This window comes from Nocardioides cynanchi (assembly GCF_008761635.1).
Classification (GTDB): domain Bacteria; phylum Actinomycetota; class Actinomycetes; order Propionibacteriales; family Nocardioidaceae; genus Nocardioides; species Nocardioides cynanchi.
On sequence record NZ_CP044344.1, the window covers coordinates 1,041,923 to 1,056,593 of the forward strand.

At 69.3% G+C, this 14,671-nt stretch carries 16 protein-coding genes; 1 reads left to right on the forward strand and 15 read right to left on the reverse strand.

Features of this window, described 5'->3' with window-relative positions; genetic code table 11:
• Nucleotides 1–20 precede the first annotated feature (20 nt).
• The 13 genes from E3N83_RS05250 to E3N83_RS05310 form a co-directional block, all read right to left on the reverse strand.
• A complete protein-coding gene (locus E3N83_RS05250; protein ID WP_151082300.1) occupies nucleotides 21–440 on the reverse strand; it encodes a hypothetical protein in 420 nt (139 codons plus the stop codon).
• The gene (gene tatC, locus E3N83_RS05255; protein WP_151082301.1) at nucleotides 437–1,282 is read right to left on the reverse strand and encodes a twin-arginine translocase subunit TatC; all 846 of its coding nucleotides are present in this window, start codon (nucleotides 1,280–1,282) and stop codon (nucleotides 437–439) included. Before tatC ends, E3N83_RS05250 begins: the two co-directional genes overlap by 4 nt.
• Before the next feature lie 18 nt (nucleotides 1,283–1,300).
• The gene (gene tatA / locus E3N83_RS05260; RefSeq protein ID WP_202879325.1) at nucleotides 1,301–1,594 is read right to left on the reverse strand and encodes a Sec-independent protein translocase subunit TatA; all 294 of its coding nucleotides are present in this window, start codon (nucleotides 1,592–1,594) and stop codon (nucleotides 1,301–1,303) included.
• 38 nt (nucleotides 1,595–1,632) lie between these two features.
• The gene (locus tag E3N83_RS05265; RefSeq protein ID WP_151082302.1) at nucleotides 1,633–2,613 is read right to left on the reverse strand and encodes a helix-turn-helix transcriptional regulator; all 981 of its coding nucleotides are present in this window, start codon (nucleotides 2,611–2,613) and stop codon (nucleotides 1,633–1,635) included.
• Nucleotides 2,610–3,575: a helix-turn-helix transcriptional regulator gene (locus tag E3N83_RS05270; protein ID WP_151082303.1), complete on the reverse strand. Its 966-nt coding sequence runs from the start codon at nucleotides 3,573–3,575 to the stop codon at nucleotides 2,610–2,612. The genes E3N83_RS05265 and E3N83_RS05270 overlap by 4 nt, the downstream gene beginning before the upstream one ends.
• 37 nt (nucleotides 3,576–3,612) lie before the next feature.
• A complete protein-coding gene (locus E3N83_RS05275; protein WP_191907965.1) occupies nucleotides 3,613–4,563 on the reverse strand; it encodes an FKBP-type peptidyl-prolyl cis-trans isomerase in 951 nt (316 codons plus the stop codon).
• A 227-nt stretch (nucleotides 4,564–4,790) separates the two neighbouring features.
• Nucleotides 4,791–6,152, reverse strand: a complete 1,362-nt coding sequence (gene pafA / locus E3N83_RS05280; RefSeq protein WP_151082305.1) for a Pup--protein ligase — start codon at nucleotides 6,150–6,152, stop codon at nucleotides 4,791–4,793.
• Nucleotides 6,153–6,254: 102 nt separating this feature from the next.
• Complete coding sequence (locus E3N83_RS05285) at nucleotides 6,255–7,139, reverse strand: hypothetical protein (protein ID WP_151082306.1); 885 nt, start codon at nucleotides 7,137–7,139, stop codon at nucleotides 6,255–6,257.
• Nucleotides 7,140–7,387: 248 nt separating this feature from the next.
• Nucleotides 7,388–8,239: a proteasome subunit alpha gene (gene prcA, locus E3N83_RS05290; RefSeq protein WP_151082307.1), complete on the reverse strand. Its 852-nt coding sequence runs from the start codon at nucleotides 8,237–8,239 to the stop codon at nucleotides 7,388–7,390.
• Between the two features lie 61 nt (nucleotides 8,240–8,300).
• Entirely contained in the window at nucleotides 8,301–9,131 is an 831-nt protein-coding gene (gene prcB / locus E3N83_RS05295) for a proteasome subunit beta (RefSeq protein WP_238343078.1), read from the reverse strand.
• Complete coding sequence (locus E3N83_RS05300; RefSeq protein WP_151082308.1) at nucleotides 9,128–9,325, reverse strand: ubiquitin-like protein Pup; 198 nt, start codon at nucleotides 9,323–9,325, stop codon at nucleotides 9,128–9,130. Before E3N83_RS05300 ends, prcB begins: the two co-directional genes overlap by 4 nt.
• Before the next feature lie 176 nt (nucleotides 9,326–9,501).
• Nucleotides 9,502–11,010 (reverse strand): depupylase/deamidase Dop, encoded by a 1,509-nt coding sequence (gene dop / locus E3N83_RS05305; protein ID WP_151082309.1) that lies wholly within the window; start codon nucleotides 11,008–11,010, stop codon nucleotides 9,502–9,504.
• 193 nt (nucleotides 11,011–11,203) lie between these two features.
• The gene (locus tag E3N83_RS05310; protein WP_151082310.1) at nucleotides 11,204–11,932 is read right to left on the reverse strand and encodes a hypothetical protein; all 729 of its coding nucleotides are present in this window, start codon (nucleotides 11,930–11,932) and stop codon (nucleotides 11,204–11,206) included.
• Between the two features lie 118 nt (nucleotides 11,933–12,050).
• On the opposite strand from E3N83_RS05310, the gene E3N83_RS05315 reads away from it, so the two are divergent.
• A complete protein-coding gene (locus tag E3N83_RS05315; protein ID WP_151082311.1) occupies nucleotides 12,051–12,671 on the forward strand; it encodes a class I SAM-dependent methyltransferase in 621 nt (206 codons plus the stop codon).
• Between the two features lie 10 nt (nucleotides 12,672–12,681).
• Here the strand turns inward: E3N83_RS05315 and E3N83_RS19455 are convergent, their stop codons facing one another.
• Both E3N83_RS19455 and arc read right to left on the reverse strand, forming a co-directional pair.
• Nucleotides 12,682–12,831: a hypothetical protein gene (locus E3N83_RS19455; protein ID WP_191907966.1), complete on the reverse strand. Its 150-nt coding sequence runs from the start codon at nucleotides 12,829–12,831 to the stop codon at nucleotides 12,682–12,684.
• A 43-nt stretch (nucleotides 12,832–12,874) separates the two neighbouring features.
• Complete coding sequence (gene arc / locus E3N83_RS05320; protein WP_151082312.1) at nucleotides 12,875–14,635, reverse strand: proteasome ATPase; 1,761 nt, start codon at nucleotides 14,633–14,635, stop codon at nucleotides 12,875–12,877.
• Nucleotides 14,636–14,671 lie beyond the last annotated feature (36 nt).

Consider the following 14,671-nt stretch of genomic DNA (forward strand, 5'->3'; position numbering starts at 1 on the left):
GACCGACCCGGCCCACAGCCTCAGCGGCGGTGGTCGCCGCCGGCCCGGAGACGTACGCCGAACCCGCCGGTGGACCCGACCGCGTGGGCCAGCCGTCCGACGGCCTCGAGCACCGTCTCGGGGTCCAACCGGGACCCGGGCAGCGCCAGGACCAACCGGTCCGCATCACCGAGCACGAGCACCTCGCCGTGCCGCCACAGCTGGTGCACCCTGACCCGCAGCGAGTCCGGGGCGACCGGGGCCGGATAGGCGTCGTCGACCGCCAGCAGGTCGCAGCCGAGCGGCTCCCGCGACTGCGCGGTCAACTCGCCCTCGACGCGGTGGCCGCTCCCGAGGCCGGCCAGGGCCCCCCAGGTCACCGTCTCGACTCCCAGCCAGTCGGGCAGGTCGAAGGCGTCCACCTCGTCGTACGACGAGGGGTCGGGTTCGCGGGAGCTCACAGGGTCGAGGCCTGGTCGTCGGCCCACTGGTCGGTGCGGTTGGGTGCATGGGCGCCACGACCGCGCATCCGGTCGGAGACCCGGGCGATGATCTCGGACAGCGCGAACAGCGCGAGCATCGGGACCGCCAGCATCAGCATCGAGAACGGGTCGGTGGACGGCGTCGCCACGGCGGCGAAGATCATCGTGCCGATCACGATCCAGGGCCGGTGCCTGCCCAGCGCCTGACCGCTGACGACCCCGGCCAGGTTGAGCAGCACCACGAACAAGGGGATCTCCATCGCGATGCCGAAGACCAGCAGCATCCGCATCATGAAGGAGAAGTACTTGGAGAAGTCGATCAGGTTGGTCACGCCCTTCGGCGTGAACGAGATCAGCACGGTCAGGCCCTTGGGCAGGATGTAGTAGCCCAGCGCGACGCCACCGAGGAAGAGCGGGCCGGCGACCGCCGCGAACATCCGGGAGTACTTCTTCTCGTTCTCGTGCAGCCCGGGCAGCACGAACGCCCAGATCTGGTACAGCCAGTAGGGGCTGGCTGCGATCAGGGCGACCATGCCGCACAGCTTCATCTGGAGGAGGAGACCACCGGTGGCGTCGTTGACGACCTGCTCGGTCTTGACGCTGTCGGGGAGGTTCTTCTGTGCCTGGGTGTACGGGTGCTGCACGACGGTGAGCAGGTGGTCGTAGAAGTAGATGGCGACGAAGAACAGGACGACCAGGATCAGCGTCGAGCGGATCAGCCGCGCCCGCAGCTCCCGGAAGTGGTCCGACAGGGCCATCCGGCCGTCCGGACCGACCGGGTTGTGCGGTTTGCCGCGCAGGAGGTCGATGACCCCGCTCATGGATGTGGGGACCGCCGGTCAGGCGGTCGTGTCGTCGCGGTGCTCGACCGGGCGGGTCGTGGCCTCGCGCTCGGCGGCCTGGCGGGCCTCGAGCGCCTCGCGCTCGGCGTTCTGCCGCGCCTCGAGGTCGCGCTGCTCCGGGGTCTTGGTGTCGTCGTCGATGGACGAGACCTCGGCCTTGAAGATGCGCAGGGCCCGGCCGCTGCCGCGAGCCAGGTCGGGGAGCTTGTTGGCCCCGAACAGCAAGATGACGACGGCGAGGATGAGCAAGAGCTCGGGAGTACCGAGGCCGCCGATCAGCAGGGAGCGCATGGAGAAGTCCTGACGTGAGAAGGAAGTACCGTTTCAGTCTAGCCCGCGGGTGTTGCGTACAGGGCCAAAGCCGCGTTGACGGCGTCGGCGGTTCCCTGGGCGAAGTCCTCCGGCGCGACCACACGTGCGTACGGCGCCAGTCGCAGCAGCAGCCGCTGGAGCCACCGTTCGTCACCCACCAGCAGATCGACCTCCGACGTACCGTCCGGAGCCGGCCGCGTCGCCTGGACGGCGTAGTACTCCTCGACCCAGCGCGCCTCGCGCTGGAGCGCGAGCGTCACCAGGGTCGCCTCGTCACCGCTGGTGAACACCCCGTCCGAGAGGTCCCGGGTCTCACCGGCGTCGGTCACGACCGGGGTGTCGAGGACCCTCGCGTCATGAATCCGGTCGAGCCGGAACAACCGCGGCGCCTCGGCACTGTGGCACCAAGCGTCGAGGTAGTCGACCCCGTGGTGAGTCACCACGGCGTGCGGGTCGACGACCCGCTCCGACTCCTCGTCCCGCGCCGGCACGTAGTAGGTCAGTCGCACCTGTCGCCCTGCGGCGACCGCACTCTCCAGCTCGGCGCGCAATGCGAGCGTGGAGGGTACGACGTCTCCTGGGTCGACCAGCGGGGGTGCGACGCCGGAGGCGGCGGCCTCGAGCTTTGACAGCGCCCGGTCCACGACCTCGCGGGTGTCGTCACCGGCGCCCGCCCTCAGCACGCGCAGGGCCACGATGATCGCGGTCGCCTCGGTGGGACTCAGCCGCAGCGGCCGGGCCAGGTAGTCGGCGTTGGTCACCCGGATCATGCCCTCGCCCTCGAGGGCGTCCAGGTCGACGTCGATCAGGTCGTCGGGGTAGCCGCCGGGCAGCCCGCACAGGAACAGCACCCGCAGGTCCTTGTCGAGCTGCTCGGGCGAGACCGCCAGGACGCGCGCGGCGTCCTCGAGGGAGACCTGCTCGCGACCGTGCAGGTACGGAACCAGCCGGAGCAGACGGCCGACCTGGTCCTTGGCGCCACCGGACGACGTGGTCATGCCAGCGCCTTCGCGGCGGCCTCGAGCCGCGCCACCACGGACGAGCGGAGCGAGGCCGGGGACTCGACGTACACGTCCGGGCCGAGGGCCAGGAGCTCGTCGTCCTGCGCGCCCCCGGGCAGGGCGAGACGGTCCCACGCGTCGGTGCCGTCGGGGCCGGGAACACCGCGGTCCACGTCGGCGGCGAGCCGCCGGAGCGCGGCGCCGGCTCCGGGCCGGACCAGGACGACGGCCGGCTCGCTGGGTGACACCGGTGCCAGCCTGCGGGCCATCTCACGGACGTCGGTGCCCGGCGGGATCTCGAAGGCACCGGGAGGACCCGAGGCCGTGGCCGGACCGACGACCCGGGACAGGCGGAAGACCCGCTCCTCGCCGCGGTCGGTGTCCAGCCCGACGACGTACCAACGCCCGGAGAACCGGACCACGCCCCACGGCTCGAGATGACGGGTCAGGGCGGCGTCGTACCCGGGGCGGCGGTAGTCGAACGTGACCCGGCGCCGGCTGATCGTCGCCTCCCAGAACGCGTCGAACGACGGCTCGTCGGCGCTCAGCCGCGGCTGGGCGATGTCGAGGGCACCGAGGTCGAGGTCGATCCCCGCGGCGGTCAGCTTGGTGACCGCGTCGGTCGTGGCCTCAGCCAGTCGGGCGTGCTCCCAGACCTTGGTGGCCAAGGCCACCACTGCCGCCTCGTCGGACTCCAGCGAGATCTCCGGCAGAGCGAACTCGTCCGCACGGATCCGGTAGCCCGGCTCGTCGTCGAAGTAGGCGTCCATCTGGCCCACCTCGATGGGTACGCCGAGGCTGCGCAGCTCCTCCTTGTCGCGCTCGAACATCTTCTCGAAGGCGTCGCTCGACGCGCCCGGGTAGAGGATCGAACGGATCCGTTCCTTCGGGACGAAGTGCCGCTGGACGAGCAGCATGATCAGGAGGTTGAGCAGACGCTCGGTCTTCGGCGCGCTCATGCCTCCCCCTGCTGCGACGTACGGGCCCTCATCACGCTCAGGCGGCCCCGACGATGTCCACCACGAAGTAGAGGGTGTCGGTGCCCTTGATGCCGACCGTGGGCTGGCCCTTGGCGCCGTAGCCCTCCTTGGGCGGGATGGCGAGCACCACCTCGGACCCTACGTGCTGGCCGACCAGGGTCTTGTCCCAGCCGCTCACGACCGCGCCGACCCCGATCTGGAACGGCGTCGGTGTCTGGGCGTCGAAGTTCTGGTCGAAGGGCTTGCTGCCCTTGTAGACCTGGCCGAGATAGCGGGCGAAGACGGTCTGCCCGGCCTTGACCTTGGGGCCGGTGCCGGTCCGCAGCGCCACCGAGCGCAGCTTCCCGTCCGGCTTGGGCGTCTTCGTGAAGTCCAGGCCGGTGATCAGGTGCTTCGTCTTCACGATCTTCGGCGCCCACGCCGGGGACGCGTGCTTGGCGCCGTCGGGCTGGGTGACCGGCTGGCCGACCAGGTCGAAGACGATCAGCACGTTGTCGGTGCTCTTGATGCCGATCTGCGGGTTGCCCTGCGCGCCGAAGACCGCCGACGCAGGCGTGTAGATCACCACGCGGGAGCCGACCCGCTGGCCGACCAGGGCGTCGAGGAAGATCGAGCTCACCGACTTGGCGAGGGCGACCACCTGGGGCTGGTGGTCGGTGTAGGAGTTGGCGACCGTCTTCTGGGTGGAGCCGTCGGCGATCACCGTGTGCACGATCAGGGAGTCACCCTGCTTGAGCTTGGCACCCTTGCCCGTCACCAGCGTCTTGGTCGCGGTGGCGGTGTTGGTCGTCGCCCCGGTGAACTTCACCGTCGGCGAGCTGCCCACCGGGCCGGTGATCGTCACCGACTCCAGGCCGGGGCCACCCACACTGGCCGAGCTGGTCGGCGAGCTGCTGCTGCCGGTGCTGCCGGTGCTGGTTGGGGTGCTGCTCGTGCTTCCGCAGCCGGCGAGGACCGCAGCGGTCACCAGCGCCAGGGCGGCAGGAGCGAGACGGACAGGGGGACGGCGGGTACGCACAACAGAGCCTTCGGACGTCGGGGTCGGGAGCGTTCACCCTATCCGGCGATCCTGGGTAACCCACACCGACGTGCGCGTGCGGCCGGGAGGTTGCGGTTTGGGACCAAACGGCGTACTTCTCCCGGCTGTTGCTGCCGTTTGGTCCCAAACCGCAGCAATCCGGGGCTCGGCGACGGTCACATGCCGTCGATCAGCCGCTGCACCCGTTCGTCGTACGCGCGGAACGGGTCCTTGCACAGGACGGTGCGCTGGGCCTGGTCGTTGAGCTTGAGGTGCACCCAGTCGACGGTGAAGTCGCGCCGGCGCTCCTGCGCCTTGCGGATGAACTCGCCCCTCAGCCGCGCGCGCGTCGTCTGCGGAGGCACGGACTTGGCCCGGAAGATCTTCAGGTCGGTGGTCACCCGCGCCACCGCCCCGCGCTTCTCGAGCAGGTAGTACAGCCCGCGGTCGCGCCGGATGTCGTGGTAGGCGAGGTCGAGCTGGGCCACCCTCGGATGGCCGAGCGGCAGGCCGTGCTTGGCGCGGTAGCGGTCGATCAGCTTCCACTTGATCACCCAGTCGAGCTCGCGCTCGACCAGGCCGAGGTCGTCTGACTCCACCGCCTTGAGCCCGCGCTCCCACAGTTCGAGGGCCTGCTCGATCACCGGGGTGGAGATGTCGCGACGGTCCACGAAGTTGCGCGCCTTGGAGAGGTACTCGTGCTGGATGTCGAGGGCGCTGGCCTCGCGGCCGTTGGCGAGCCGCACCTTGCGGGAGCCGGTGACGTCGTGGCTGATCTCGCGGATCGCCCGGATCGGGTTCTCCATGGTGAGGTCGCGCATCACCACGCCCTCCTCGATCATCCGTAGCACGAGATCGCAGCTGGCCACCTTGAGCAGCGTCGTGGTCTCGCTCATGTTGGAGTCGCCGACGATCACGTGCAGCCGGCGGAAGCGCTCGGCGTCGGCGTGCGGCTCGTCGCGGGTGTTGATGATCGGCCGGGACCGGGTGGTGGCGCTGCTGACGCCTTCCCAGATGTGCTCCGCGCGCTGGCTCACGGCGTACGACGCACCGCGCGCGGTCTGCGTCACCTTGCCGGCACCCACCAGGATCTGCCGGGTGACCAGGAACGGGATCAGGACGTCGGCGAGCCGGTTGAACTCCCCCGCTCGGCTGACCAGGTAGTTCTCATGGCAGCCGTAGGAGTTGCCGGCGGAGTCGGTGTTGTTCTTGAACAGGTAGGTCTCGCCCTGGATGCCCTCGTCGTGAAGACGCTGCTCGGCGTCCTTGAGCAGTCCCTCGAGGACCCGCTCCCCCGCCTTGTCGTGGGTGACCAGCTCGGCGACGTCGTCGCACTCCGGCGTCGCGTACTCGGGGTGGCTCCCGACGTCGAGGTAGAGCCGGGCGCCGTTGCGCAGAAAGACGTTGGAGCTCCGGCCCCAGCTGACCACCTTGCGGAACAGGTAGCGAGCGACTTCGTCGGGGCTCAGCCGCCGCTGCCCTTTGAACGTGCACGTGACGCCGTACTCGTTCTCAATCCCGAAGATCCGACGGTCCACGCCCCCAGCCTAGGCCGCCTGCGCCAATCTGTTCCGACCATGTTTGCGCGGCGGATGGCATTTCCGCCGTTTGGTCCCAAACCACAGAGGGTTGAGGCCGCATCACGGTCTTCGTGACCAATCGACGATCCCCATCTCGCGATGCCAGCGGTTCATGATGCGCGACCTTCCGACCGGGGAGTACAGCGACTGCTCCACCGCCCGACGCCACCGCCGCAGCCGGCCAGGCTGATGGGTGCGCCCCAGCACCCGGTCCAGCTCGTGCATCGTCACGGCCGGTTGGTTGATCAGGTCGTCCATCGAGAACCCCCGACGGACGTATGGCGTACTGGCGAGCTTGCGCTCTCGTCGCAGGTCGGAGCGGTGCTGCCCACGGTCGCGGTGACCTGCTCCGTCGTACTCGTGCAGAAGCGAGGTCCCGATGACCAGGAGGTCGGCGCGGGCCACGAACCGGCCGTCGCCGTCGCGGACCTCGACCTGGGGTTCCACCGGCACCTCCATGACGTGGTGGAAGATGCGCAGCACGGTCTCGCCTCCGGACTCCGACCGCGGGTCGGCCGCCACCCAGGCAGCCCGCAGAGCCCGGACCCCGGGCCGACGGCTGGCCAGCAACGCGGCCATGCGACCGCTGTCAACGTGACCACAGCGGAGCGCCGAGTCGATCATCACCACGAGATCGAGATGGCCGAGATCGCGTGCACACCGAAGCAGGCATTCTTCGGGGGTGTCGACCGGTAGTCCGTTGACGACCTCGCGCTTGCTGAGGGTGGCGTCGTCGCGCTCGACGAGTCGCGAGCAGATGAGCCCTGGCCGCCGCGCCCGTCGTTCGCCGCCATGGACGGCCGCGAACACCGGCACCTGCTCCGGCAGCGGGGGAAGGTGCCAACCTCGGATGCGAGCCGCGGTGACGTGCGTGAACACCGCCTCGGGAGGAAGCACGCACAGCCACGCGTCGAGGTCGCGGAGAAGCTCCTCTCCTGCGGACAATCCGTCTCGACACCGAACGAACAGGCCGTGCGCGACGCGACGGAAGCCGACCTGCCTCACCTCGCCACGGATGGGACTCTCGCGGATGCTCACCCCGACAGGATGCGCGGTCGGCGGCCGGCGCCGCGTCCGTCACAGACTCACCTGTGGAGAACCCCGACGTACGCGCCGCTTGGCCACGCCGTTTGGTCCCAAACGGCGTCGTTTCGGACTCGATCACCGCGGATTGGTCCCAAACCGCAGTGTCCTCAGCCGGCGGAGTGGTCGCCCGGCTGCTCGGCCGACGGATCGGTCGGGGCCGCGCTGGGCTCGGCGGGCTCGTCCGTGGGCACGTCGGCGGCGTGTGCGCCCGCTGGGGGCACCTCTTCCGGCCTCGGCTCCGACGGGCCGCGGTCACCGAGCAGGGCCTCCAGCCGCTGAGGGCCGAGGCGGCTGAACTTGCGGGGCTGGGTCCGTCGGCGGTCGAGCACGGCGACCTCGAGGTCTCCAGGAGGGATCACCCGGTCCTCGGAGCCGCCCGACTCGTCGGGGCTGTGGCCCAGCGCGGCGACGGCGACGTGCAGTGCCTCGGAGAGCGAGGCGTTCTCGCTGTAGTGGTCCTTGAGGTACGACGCGACCACGTCGTCGGCGCCGCCCATCACGGCGTACTGGTGCTCGTCGGTGACCTGCCCCTGGTAGGTGAGACGGTAGATCTGGTCGTCGGCGGCGGTGTCACCCACCTCGGCCACGAACAGCTCGACCTCGTAGGGCTTCTCGCCACCGCTGGAGAAGATCGTGCCCAGCGTCTGGGCGTACGCGTTGGCCAGCCCGCGGCCGGTGACGTCGCGTCGGTCGTAGGCATAGCCACGCATGTCGGCGAGGCGTACTCCCGCGATCCGGAGGTTCTCGAACTCGTTGTAGCGGCCCACCGCGGCGAAGGCGATCCGGTCATAGATCTCGCTGACCTTGTGCAGGGCCTGCGAGGGGTTCTCCGAGGCGAACAGCACGCCGTCGGCGTACTGGATCACGACCACGGAGCGGCCGCGCGCGATGCCCTTGCGAGCGAAGTCCGCGCGGTCCTTCATCAACTGCTCGGGCGAGACGTAGAACGGCATGCTCATCGGACGACATCCTTGGTTGTCGAGCGGGGTCGTGACACGCGTGTCGAGGGTGGCCGCGGCATCAGGTCAGGCTCGCTGCCGGTCCGTCCGGCCGACCCATCCGGCCGGCGATCACGGCATCCGCGATCGCGGCGACCTCGTCGTCCGGGAGCCGGTGGCCGCCGTCGGCGGTGATCACCTGGACGACCGGGAAGATCCGGCGCGCCAGATCCGGTCCGCCGGTTGCCGAGTCGTCGTCAGCGGCGTCGTACAGCGCCTGCACGATGGCGGTCACGCACTCGTCCTGGCTCAGGTCGTCGCGGTAGAGCTTCTTCAACGAGCCGCGCGCGAACATCGAGCCGGACCCCACCGAGTGGAACGCGGTCTCCTCGTAGCGACCGCCGGTGACGTCGTAGGAGAAGATCCGGCCGGAGCCGACCGTGAGGTCGAACCCCGCGAACAGCGGTACGACCGCGAGGCCCTGCATCGCCATCGCGAGGTTGGCCCGGATCAGGGCTGCGAGGCGGTTGGCCTTGCCGTCCATCGAGAGGGTCATCCCCTCGATCTTCTCGTAGTGCTCGAGCTCGGTCTGGAAGAGCCGGACCACCTCGACCGCGAGGCCCGCGGTGCCGGCGATGCCGACCGCGGAGTACTCGTCGGCCGGGAAGACCTTCTCGATGTCGCGCTGCGCGATGATGTTGCCCATCGTGGCTCGGCGGTCTCCGGCCATGACCACCCCGCCGGAGAAGGTGGCGGCGACGATCGTCGTACCGTGCGGGGCGAGGTCGCCCGCGTGTCCCTGGGGTACGACGCGCCGCGAGGGCAGCAGGTCGGGAGACTGCACGGCCAGGAAGTCGGCGAAACTCGAGGTGCCGGGCGTCATGTACGACGCCGGCAGTCGGGATTCGTTCACTGGCCGCCCTTCTGGATGAACGACTTCACGAAGTCCTCGGCGTTGGTCTCGAGGACGTCGTCGATCTCGTCGAGAATCGCGTCGACGTCCTCGTCGAGCGCTCCCTTGCGTTCGGCCACGTCGGTCTCGGGCTGGACCTCCGCGACCTCCTCGGACTCGCCCGACTTGCGGGGTTGTTTCTGCTCCTGGGCCATGCGTTCACCCTAGCCGTTCGATCCACCCGATGAGACTGGTCCTCACCGCTCGGCGGGGGGCACGGTGGTCGCCGTTTGGTCCCAAACCGCATGTTCTGCGCCCGAAACACCGTCGTTTGGTCCCAAACCGCAACCTCGGAGCGGGACATGCTCGCCGCGCCTGGTCCGCCCCGGTGTCAGCGGGTGAGCGCCCGGAAGAGCTCCTCGGCGGTGTCGCAGCGGTCGATCAGCGCGGCGACGTGGGCCTTGCTGCCACGGAGAGGGTCGATGGTGGGCACGCGCTGCAGCGACTCGCGCCCGGGCAGGTCGAAGATCACGGAGTCCCAGGAGGCGGCGGCGACGGAGTCGGCGTACTTCTCCAGGCAGCGGCCACGGAAGTAGGCGCGGGTGTCCTCGGGAGGATGGTGCATCGCCCACTCGACGGAGTCGTCGTCGAGCAGCCGCTCGATCTTCCCCAGCTGCACCAGCCGCTGGTAGAGGCCCTTGTCGGGTCGGATGTCGCTGTACTGGTAGTCGATCAGCTGCAGCTTGGCGCTGTCCCAGTCGAGGCCGTCGCGGTCGCGGTAGGACTGCAGCAGCTTCAGCTTGGCCACCCAGTCGAGCTCGGTGGCGCACAGCATCGGGTCACGCTGCAGCCGGGTGAGCACCGACTCCCAGCGGTCCAAGACGTCGACCGTCTGCTCGTCGGCGTCGGCGCCGAGCCGGTCGTCGACGTACTTGCGGGCCAGCTCGAGGTACTCCTCCTGGAGCTGGATCGCGGTCAGGGTGCGGCCGTCCTGGAGGGTGATCAGCTCACGCAGCGTCGGGTCGTGGGAGACCGCGCGCAGCGCCGCGACCGGCCCGTCGATGCTGAGGTCGGCGGAGATGAACCGGGCCTCGATCATCGCCAGCACCAGCGAGGTGGTGCCGACCTTGAGGTACGTCGAGATCTCGGCGAGGTTGGCGTCGCCGATGATCACGTGGAGGCGGCGGTACTTCTCGGGGTCTGCATGCGGCTCGTCGCGGGTGTTGATGATCGGGCGCTTCAGCGTCGTCTCGAGACCCACCTCGACCTCGAAGTAGTCAGCACGCTGGCTGAGCTGGAAGCCGTGCTCCCGGCCGTCCTGGCCGATCCCGACCCGGCCGGACCCGCAGACGACCTGACGACTCACGAAGAACGGCGTCAGGTGGCGGACGATGTCGCCGAACGGCGTCGAGCGGCTCATCAGGTAGTTCTCGTGGGCGCCGTACGACGCCCCCTTGTTGTCGGTGTTGTTCTTGTAGAGGTGGATGGGCGCAGTGCCGGGCGTCGCGGCGGCCATCCGGGTGGCGTCGAGCATGACAAGCTCGCCGGCCTTGTCCCAGCGGACGATGTCGAGGGGGGTGGTCACCTCGGGTGTGGAGTACTCCGGGTGAGCATGGTCGACGTAGAGGCGGGCACCGTTGGTGAGGATCACGTTGGCCAGGCCGAGGTCTTCGTCGGTCAGCTGGCTCGGGTCGGCGACCTGACGGCTCAGGTCGAAGCCGCGGGCGTCGCGCAGCGGCGACTCCTCCTCGAAGTCCCACCGCGCACGCCGGGCCTTGATCGTGGCGCTGGCGTAGGCGTTCACCACCTGCGAGCAGGCCACCATCGGGTTGGCGTGGGGCTGCCCCTGCACCGAGATGCCGTACTCGACCTCGGTGCCCATCACCCGTCGTACCGTCACGGTCCCGAGCCTACGCGCCGACACGGACACCGATCCGGGTCAGCCTGCCCCGACCGCGCCGGGGGACGCCGAGCGACGCCGCCGAGTCGGCGTGCCTCGGGTGGGCGGAGTCGGCCCCGGGTCACATGGCCCGAACAGGTCGGCCCCCCGGCCCAGATGGGCCAGGGGGCCGATCAAGTGCCCGAGGGACCGGTCAGCGTCCGGTCAGGGCCCGGATCGGGCTCCGGGGGCCGATCGTGATGCTCGACCCGTGCTTGAACTGCTGGTTGACGTTCTGGAAGGTGAAGGTGATCGGGTGGGCGAGAGTCACCACGCCGGCGTCACCGGTCGTGATGCAGCCGAAGATCAGCTTGGCCCCCCTCGGGAAGTGAGCGAAGCCGGTCTGGTTGATGACCGGTTCGTCCGTGGACGTGCTGGACTTCGAGGTCACCGCGTAGACCTTGGTGATGTCCGAGGTGCTCGTGAGCAGTCCCTTGTCGATGATCAGGCACTGCATCGTGTCGGCCGAGTTGTCGCTGGTCCACAGGCCGGTCATCGTGAACTCCACGTTGCCCTTCGGCGCGTTGATCTGGAACAGGTGCTGGTCGTTGCTCAGCGTCCCCCCCGACGTGCCGAGCCGGTAGGTCGCGATGGCCGGGCTGAGCTGGGCGGCCGTGAACCCACCCACCTGGTTGGCGTTGAGGTTCTTGACCATCTTGGAGCTGTTCACGACCAGCGGGGGCGAGGACTTCGCCGAGTTCAGGTTCAGTGCCGGGCCACGCCCGAGGTTCTTCAACGAGGTGGTCCCCGTGGCGGCGTTCGAGTGGCCGAGGATCAGCGGATGCCCGGAGGCGGCGTACGTCGCGAGGTTCGCGCCTCCGACCAGGATCGCTGCGGCGGCGAGCGTCGTGACGGTAGCGCGGAAGGTGGGTCGAGCAGACATCGGATCTCCTTGACGATGTGGGTGGTGGTGGAGGTATCGACAACATGAGGCCCGGTCACCGGCCCCAGATACAACCGCCCGAACGGGCCACGGGTCGCGCCGCCGCTAATGTGGCCGGGTGGGCTGGTGGAGCGAGCACGTGGTGCCCCGGGTCACCGACGCGTCACTGCGCGGTCGCGCCCTCGGGGAGTCCCGGAGCCGGGCCTGCGCCGGTTTGACCGGGCGGGTCCTCGAGATCGGCTTCGGCGGCGGCCTCAACCTCGTCCACCTGCCTGCAGAGGTCACCGAGGTGGGCGCGGTGGAGCCCTCGGACGTCGGTTGGCGGCTCTCGGAGAAGCGCCGGTCGGCAAGCGTCGTACCGGTGGTGCGGATCGGCCTCGACGGCCAGGCGATCGCCGCTGCGGACGCGTCGTACGACTCGGCGCTGTGCACCTTCACGCTCTGCACGATCCCGGATGCGCTGGCGGCGCTTTCAGAGGTACGACGCGTGGTCCGGCCCGGGGGCACCCTCCACTTCCTGGAGCACGGCCTGTCCCCCGACGACCGCGTCGCCGGCTGGCAGCACCGGCTCGACCCGTGGCAGCAGCGACTGGCCGGCGGGTGTCACCTGACACGTGACGCCGGCGCACTGGTCGAGCAGTCGGGAATGACGCTCGAGCTGCTGGAGACCGGGTCGCTGCCCGGATTCAGCGGACCCGCGGCGCTGTCCTTCGGCTTCCTCGGCCGGGCGCGGGTCTGACGGCGGGCGATCAGTACGGCGTGCCGTCGCGGAACTGCGCGCCGTTCGCCTGGTTCTGCACGTTGGTGTAGTTCACGCTGGCGTCCGTCGAGATCGGGCCGTTGCCGATGCCCGACCCCTTGGAACGCTTTGCGGGCCTTGCGCCAGATGATGCCCACACCCAGCACGAACAATCCGAGAATCACCCAGCCCACGACCGTCTCCTAGAGGTACTGGCCGGTGTTGCCGACCGTGTCGATCGACCGGCCGGGCTCGGTGCCCTGCTTGCCGGTGATCAGCGTTCGGATGAAGACGATCCGCTCGCCCTTCTTGCCGGAGATCCGCGCCCAGTCGTCGGGGTTGGTGGTGTTGGGCAGATCCTCGTTCTCCTTGAACTCGTCGACGCACGCCTGGAGCATGTGCTGGACCCGCAGGCCGCGCTGGTCGTGCTCGAGGAAGTCCTTGATCGCCATCTTCTTGGCCCGGTCGACGATGTTCTGGATCATCGCCCCGGAGTTGAAGTCCTTGAAGTACAGGACCTCCTTGTCGCCGTTGGCGTAGGTGACCTCGAGGAAGCGGTTCTCCTCGGTCTCGGTGTACATGCGCTCGACGGTGGCCCGGATCATGCCCTCCACGCAGGACACGCGGTCGCCGCCGAACTCGGCGACGTCGTCGGCGTGCAGGGGCAGCTCGGGGATGAGGTACTTGCTGAAGATGTCACGGGCGGACTCGGCGTCCGGGCGCTCGATCTTGATCTTCACGTCCAGGCGGCCGGGACGCAGGATCGCCGGGTCGATCATGTCCTCGCGGTTGGAGGCACCGATCACCAAGACGTTCTCGAGCGCCTCGACGCCGTCGATCTCGCTGAGCAGCTGCGGGACGATGGTGTTCTCCACGTCGGAGGACACCCCCGAGCCACGGGTGCGGAACAGGGAGTCCATCTCGTCGAAGAACACGATCACCGGGGTGCCGTGGCTGGCCTTCTCGCGCGCCCGCTGGAAGACCAGTCGGATGTGCCGCTCGGTCTCGCCGACGTACTTGTTGAGCAGCTCGGGACCCTTGATGTTGAGGAAGTAGGACTTCCCCTCCTGCCCGGTCTTGGCTGCGACCTTCTTGGCCAGGGAGTTCGCCACGGCCTTGGCGATCAGGGTCTTCCCGCAGCCGGGAGGGCCGTAGAGCAGGACGCCCTTGGGAGGCTTCAGCTGGTGCTCGAGGAACAGCTCGGGGTGCAGGTAGGGCAGCTCGACCGCGTCGCGGATCGCGTCGATCTGGCTGCGCAGGCCACCGATCGAGCCGTACTCGATGTCGGGGACCTCTTCGAGGACCAGCTCCTCGACCTCGGACTTCGGGACCCGCTCATAGGCGTACGCCGCACGACTGTCGAGCAGCAGGGAGTCGCCGGCTCGGAGCGTGTCGGCCTTCAGCGGGTCGGCCAGCCGGACCACTCGCTCCTCGTCGGCGTTGGCGATCACCAGGGCGCGCTCGTTGTCGGCGAGGAGCTCCTTGAACATCACGACCTCGCCGACCTGCTCGAAGTCGAGGGCGGCGACGACGTTGAGGGCCTCGTTGAGCATGACCTCCTGGCCGCGCACGAGGGTGTCGATCTCGACGCCGGGGCTGACGTTGACCCGCAGCTTGCGGCCGCCGGTGAACACGTCGACCGAGTCGTCCTCGTTGCGCTTGATGAAGGTGCCGAAGCCTGCCGGCGGCTGGGCCAGCCGGTCGACCTCCTCCTTGAGCTTGGTGATCTGGTCGCGCGCCTCGCGCAGCGTCTGGGCGAGCCGCTCGTTCTGCGAGGTGACCGCGGACAGCGACCGCTGGGTGTCGGCCAGGCGCAGCTCGATCCCGCGCGCGGCGGCCGGTCCGTCGGACAGGCGGCGGCGCAGGTCCGTGATCTCGGACTCGAGGAACCTGACCTGCTCGGCCAGCTCGCGTGCGCTCCGGTCGCCGTTCGAGGCGCCCGAAGCATCGTGACCCATGCTCATGTGCCCACCTCCTGCATTCGACCCTACTCGTCCACG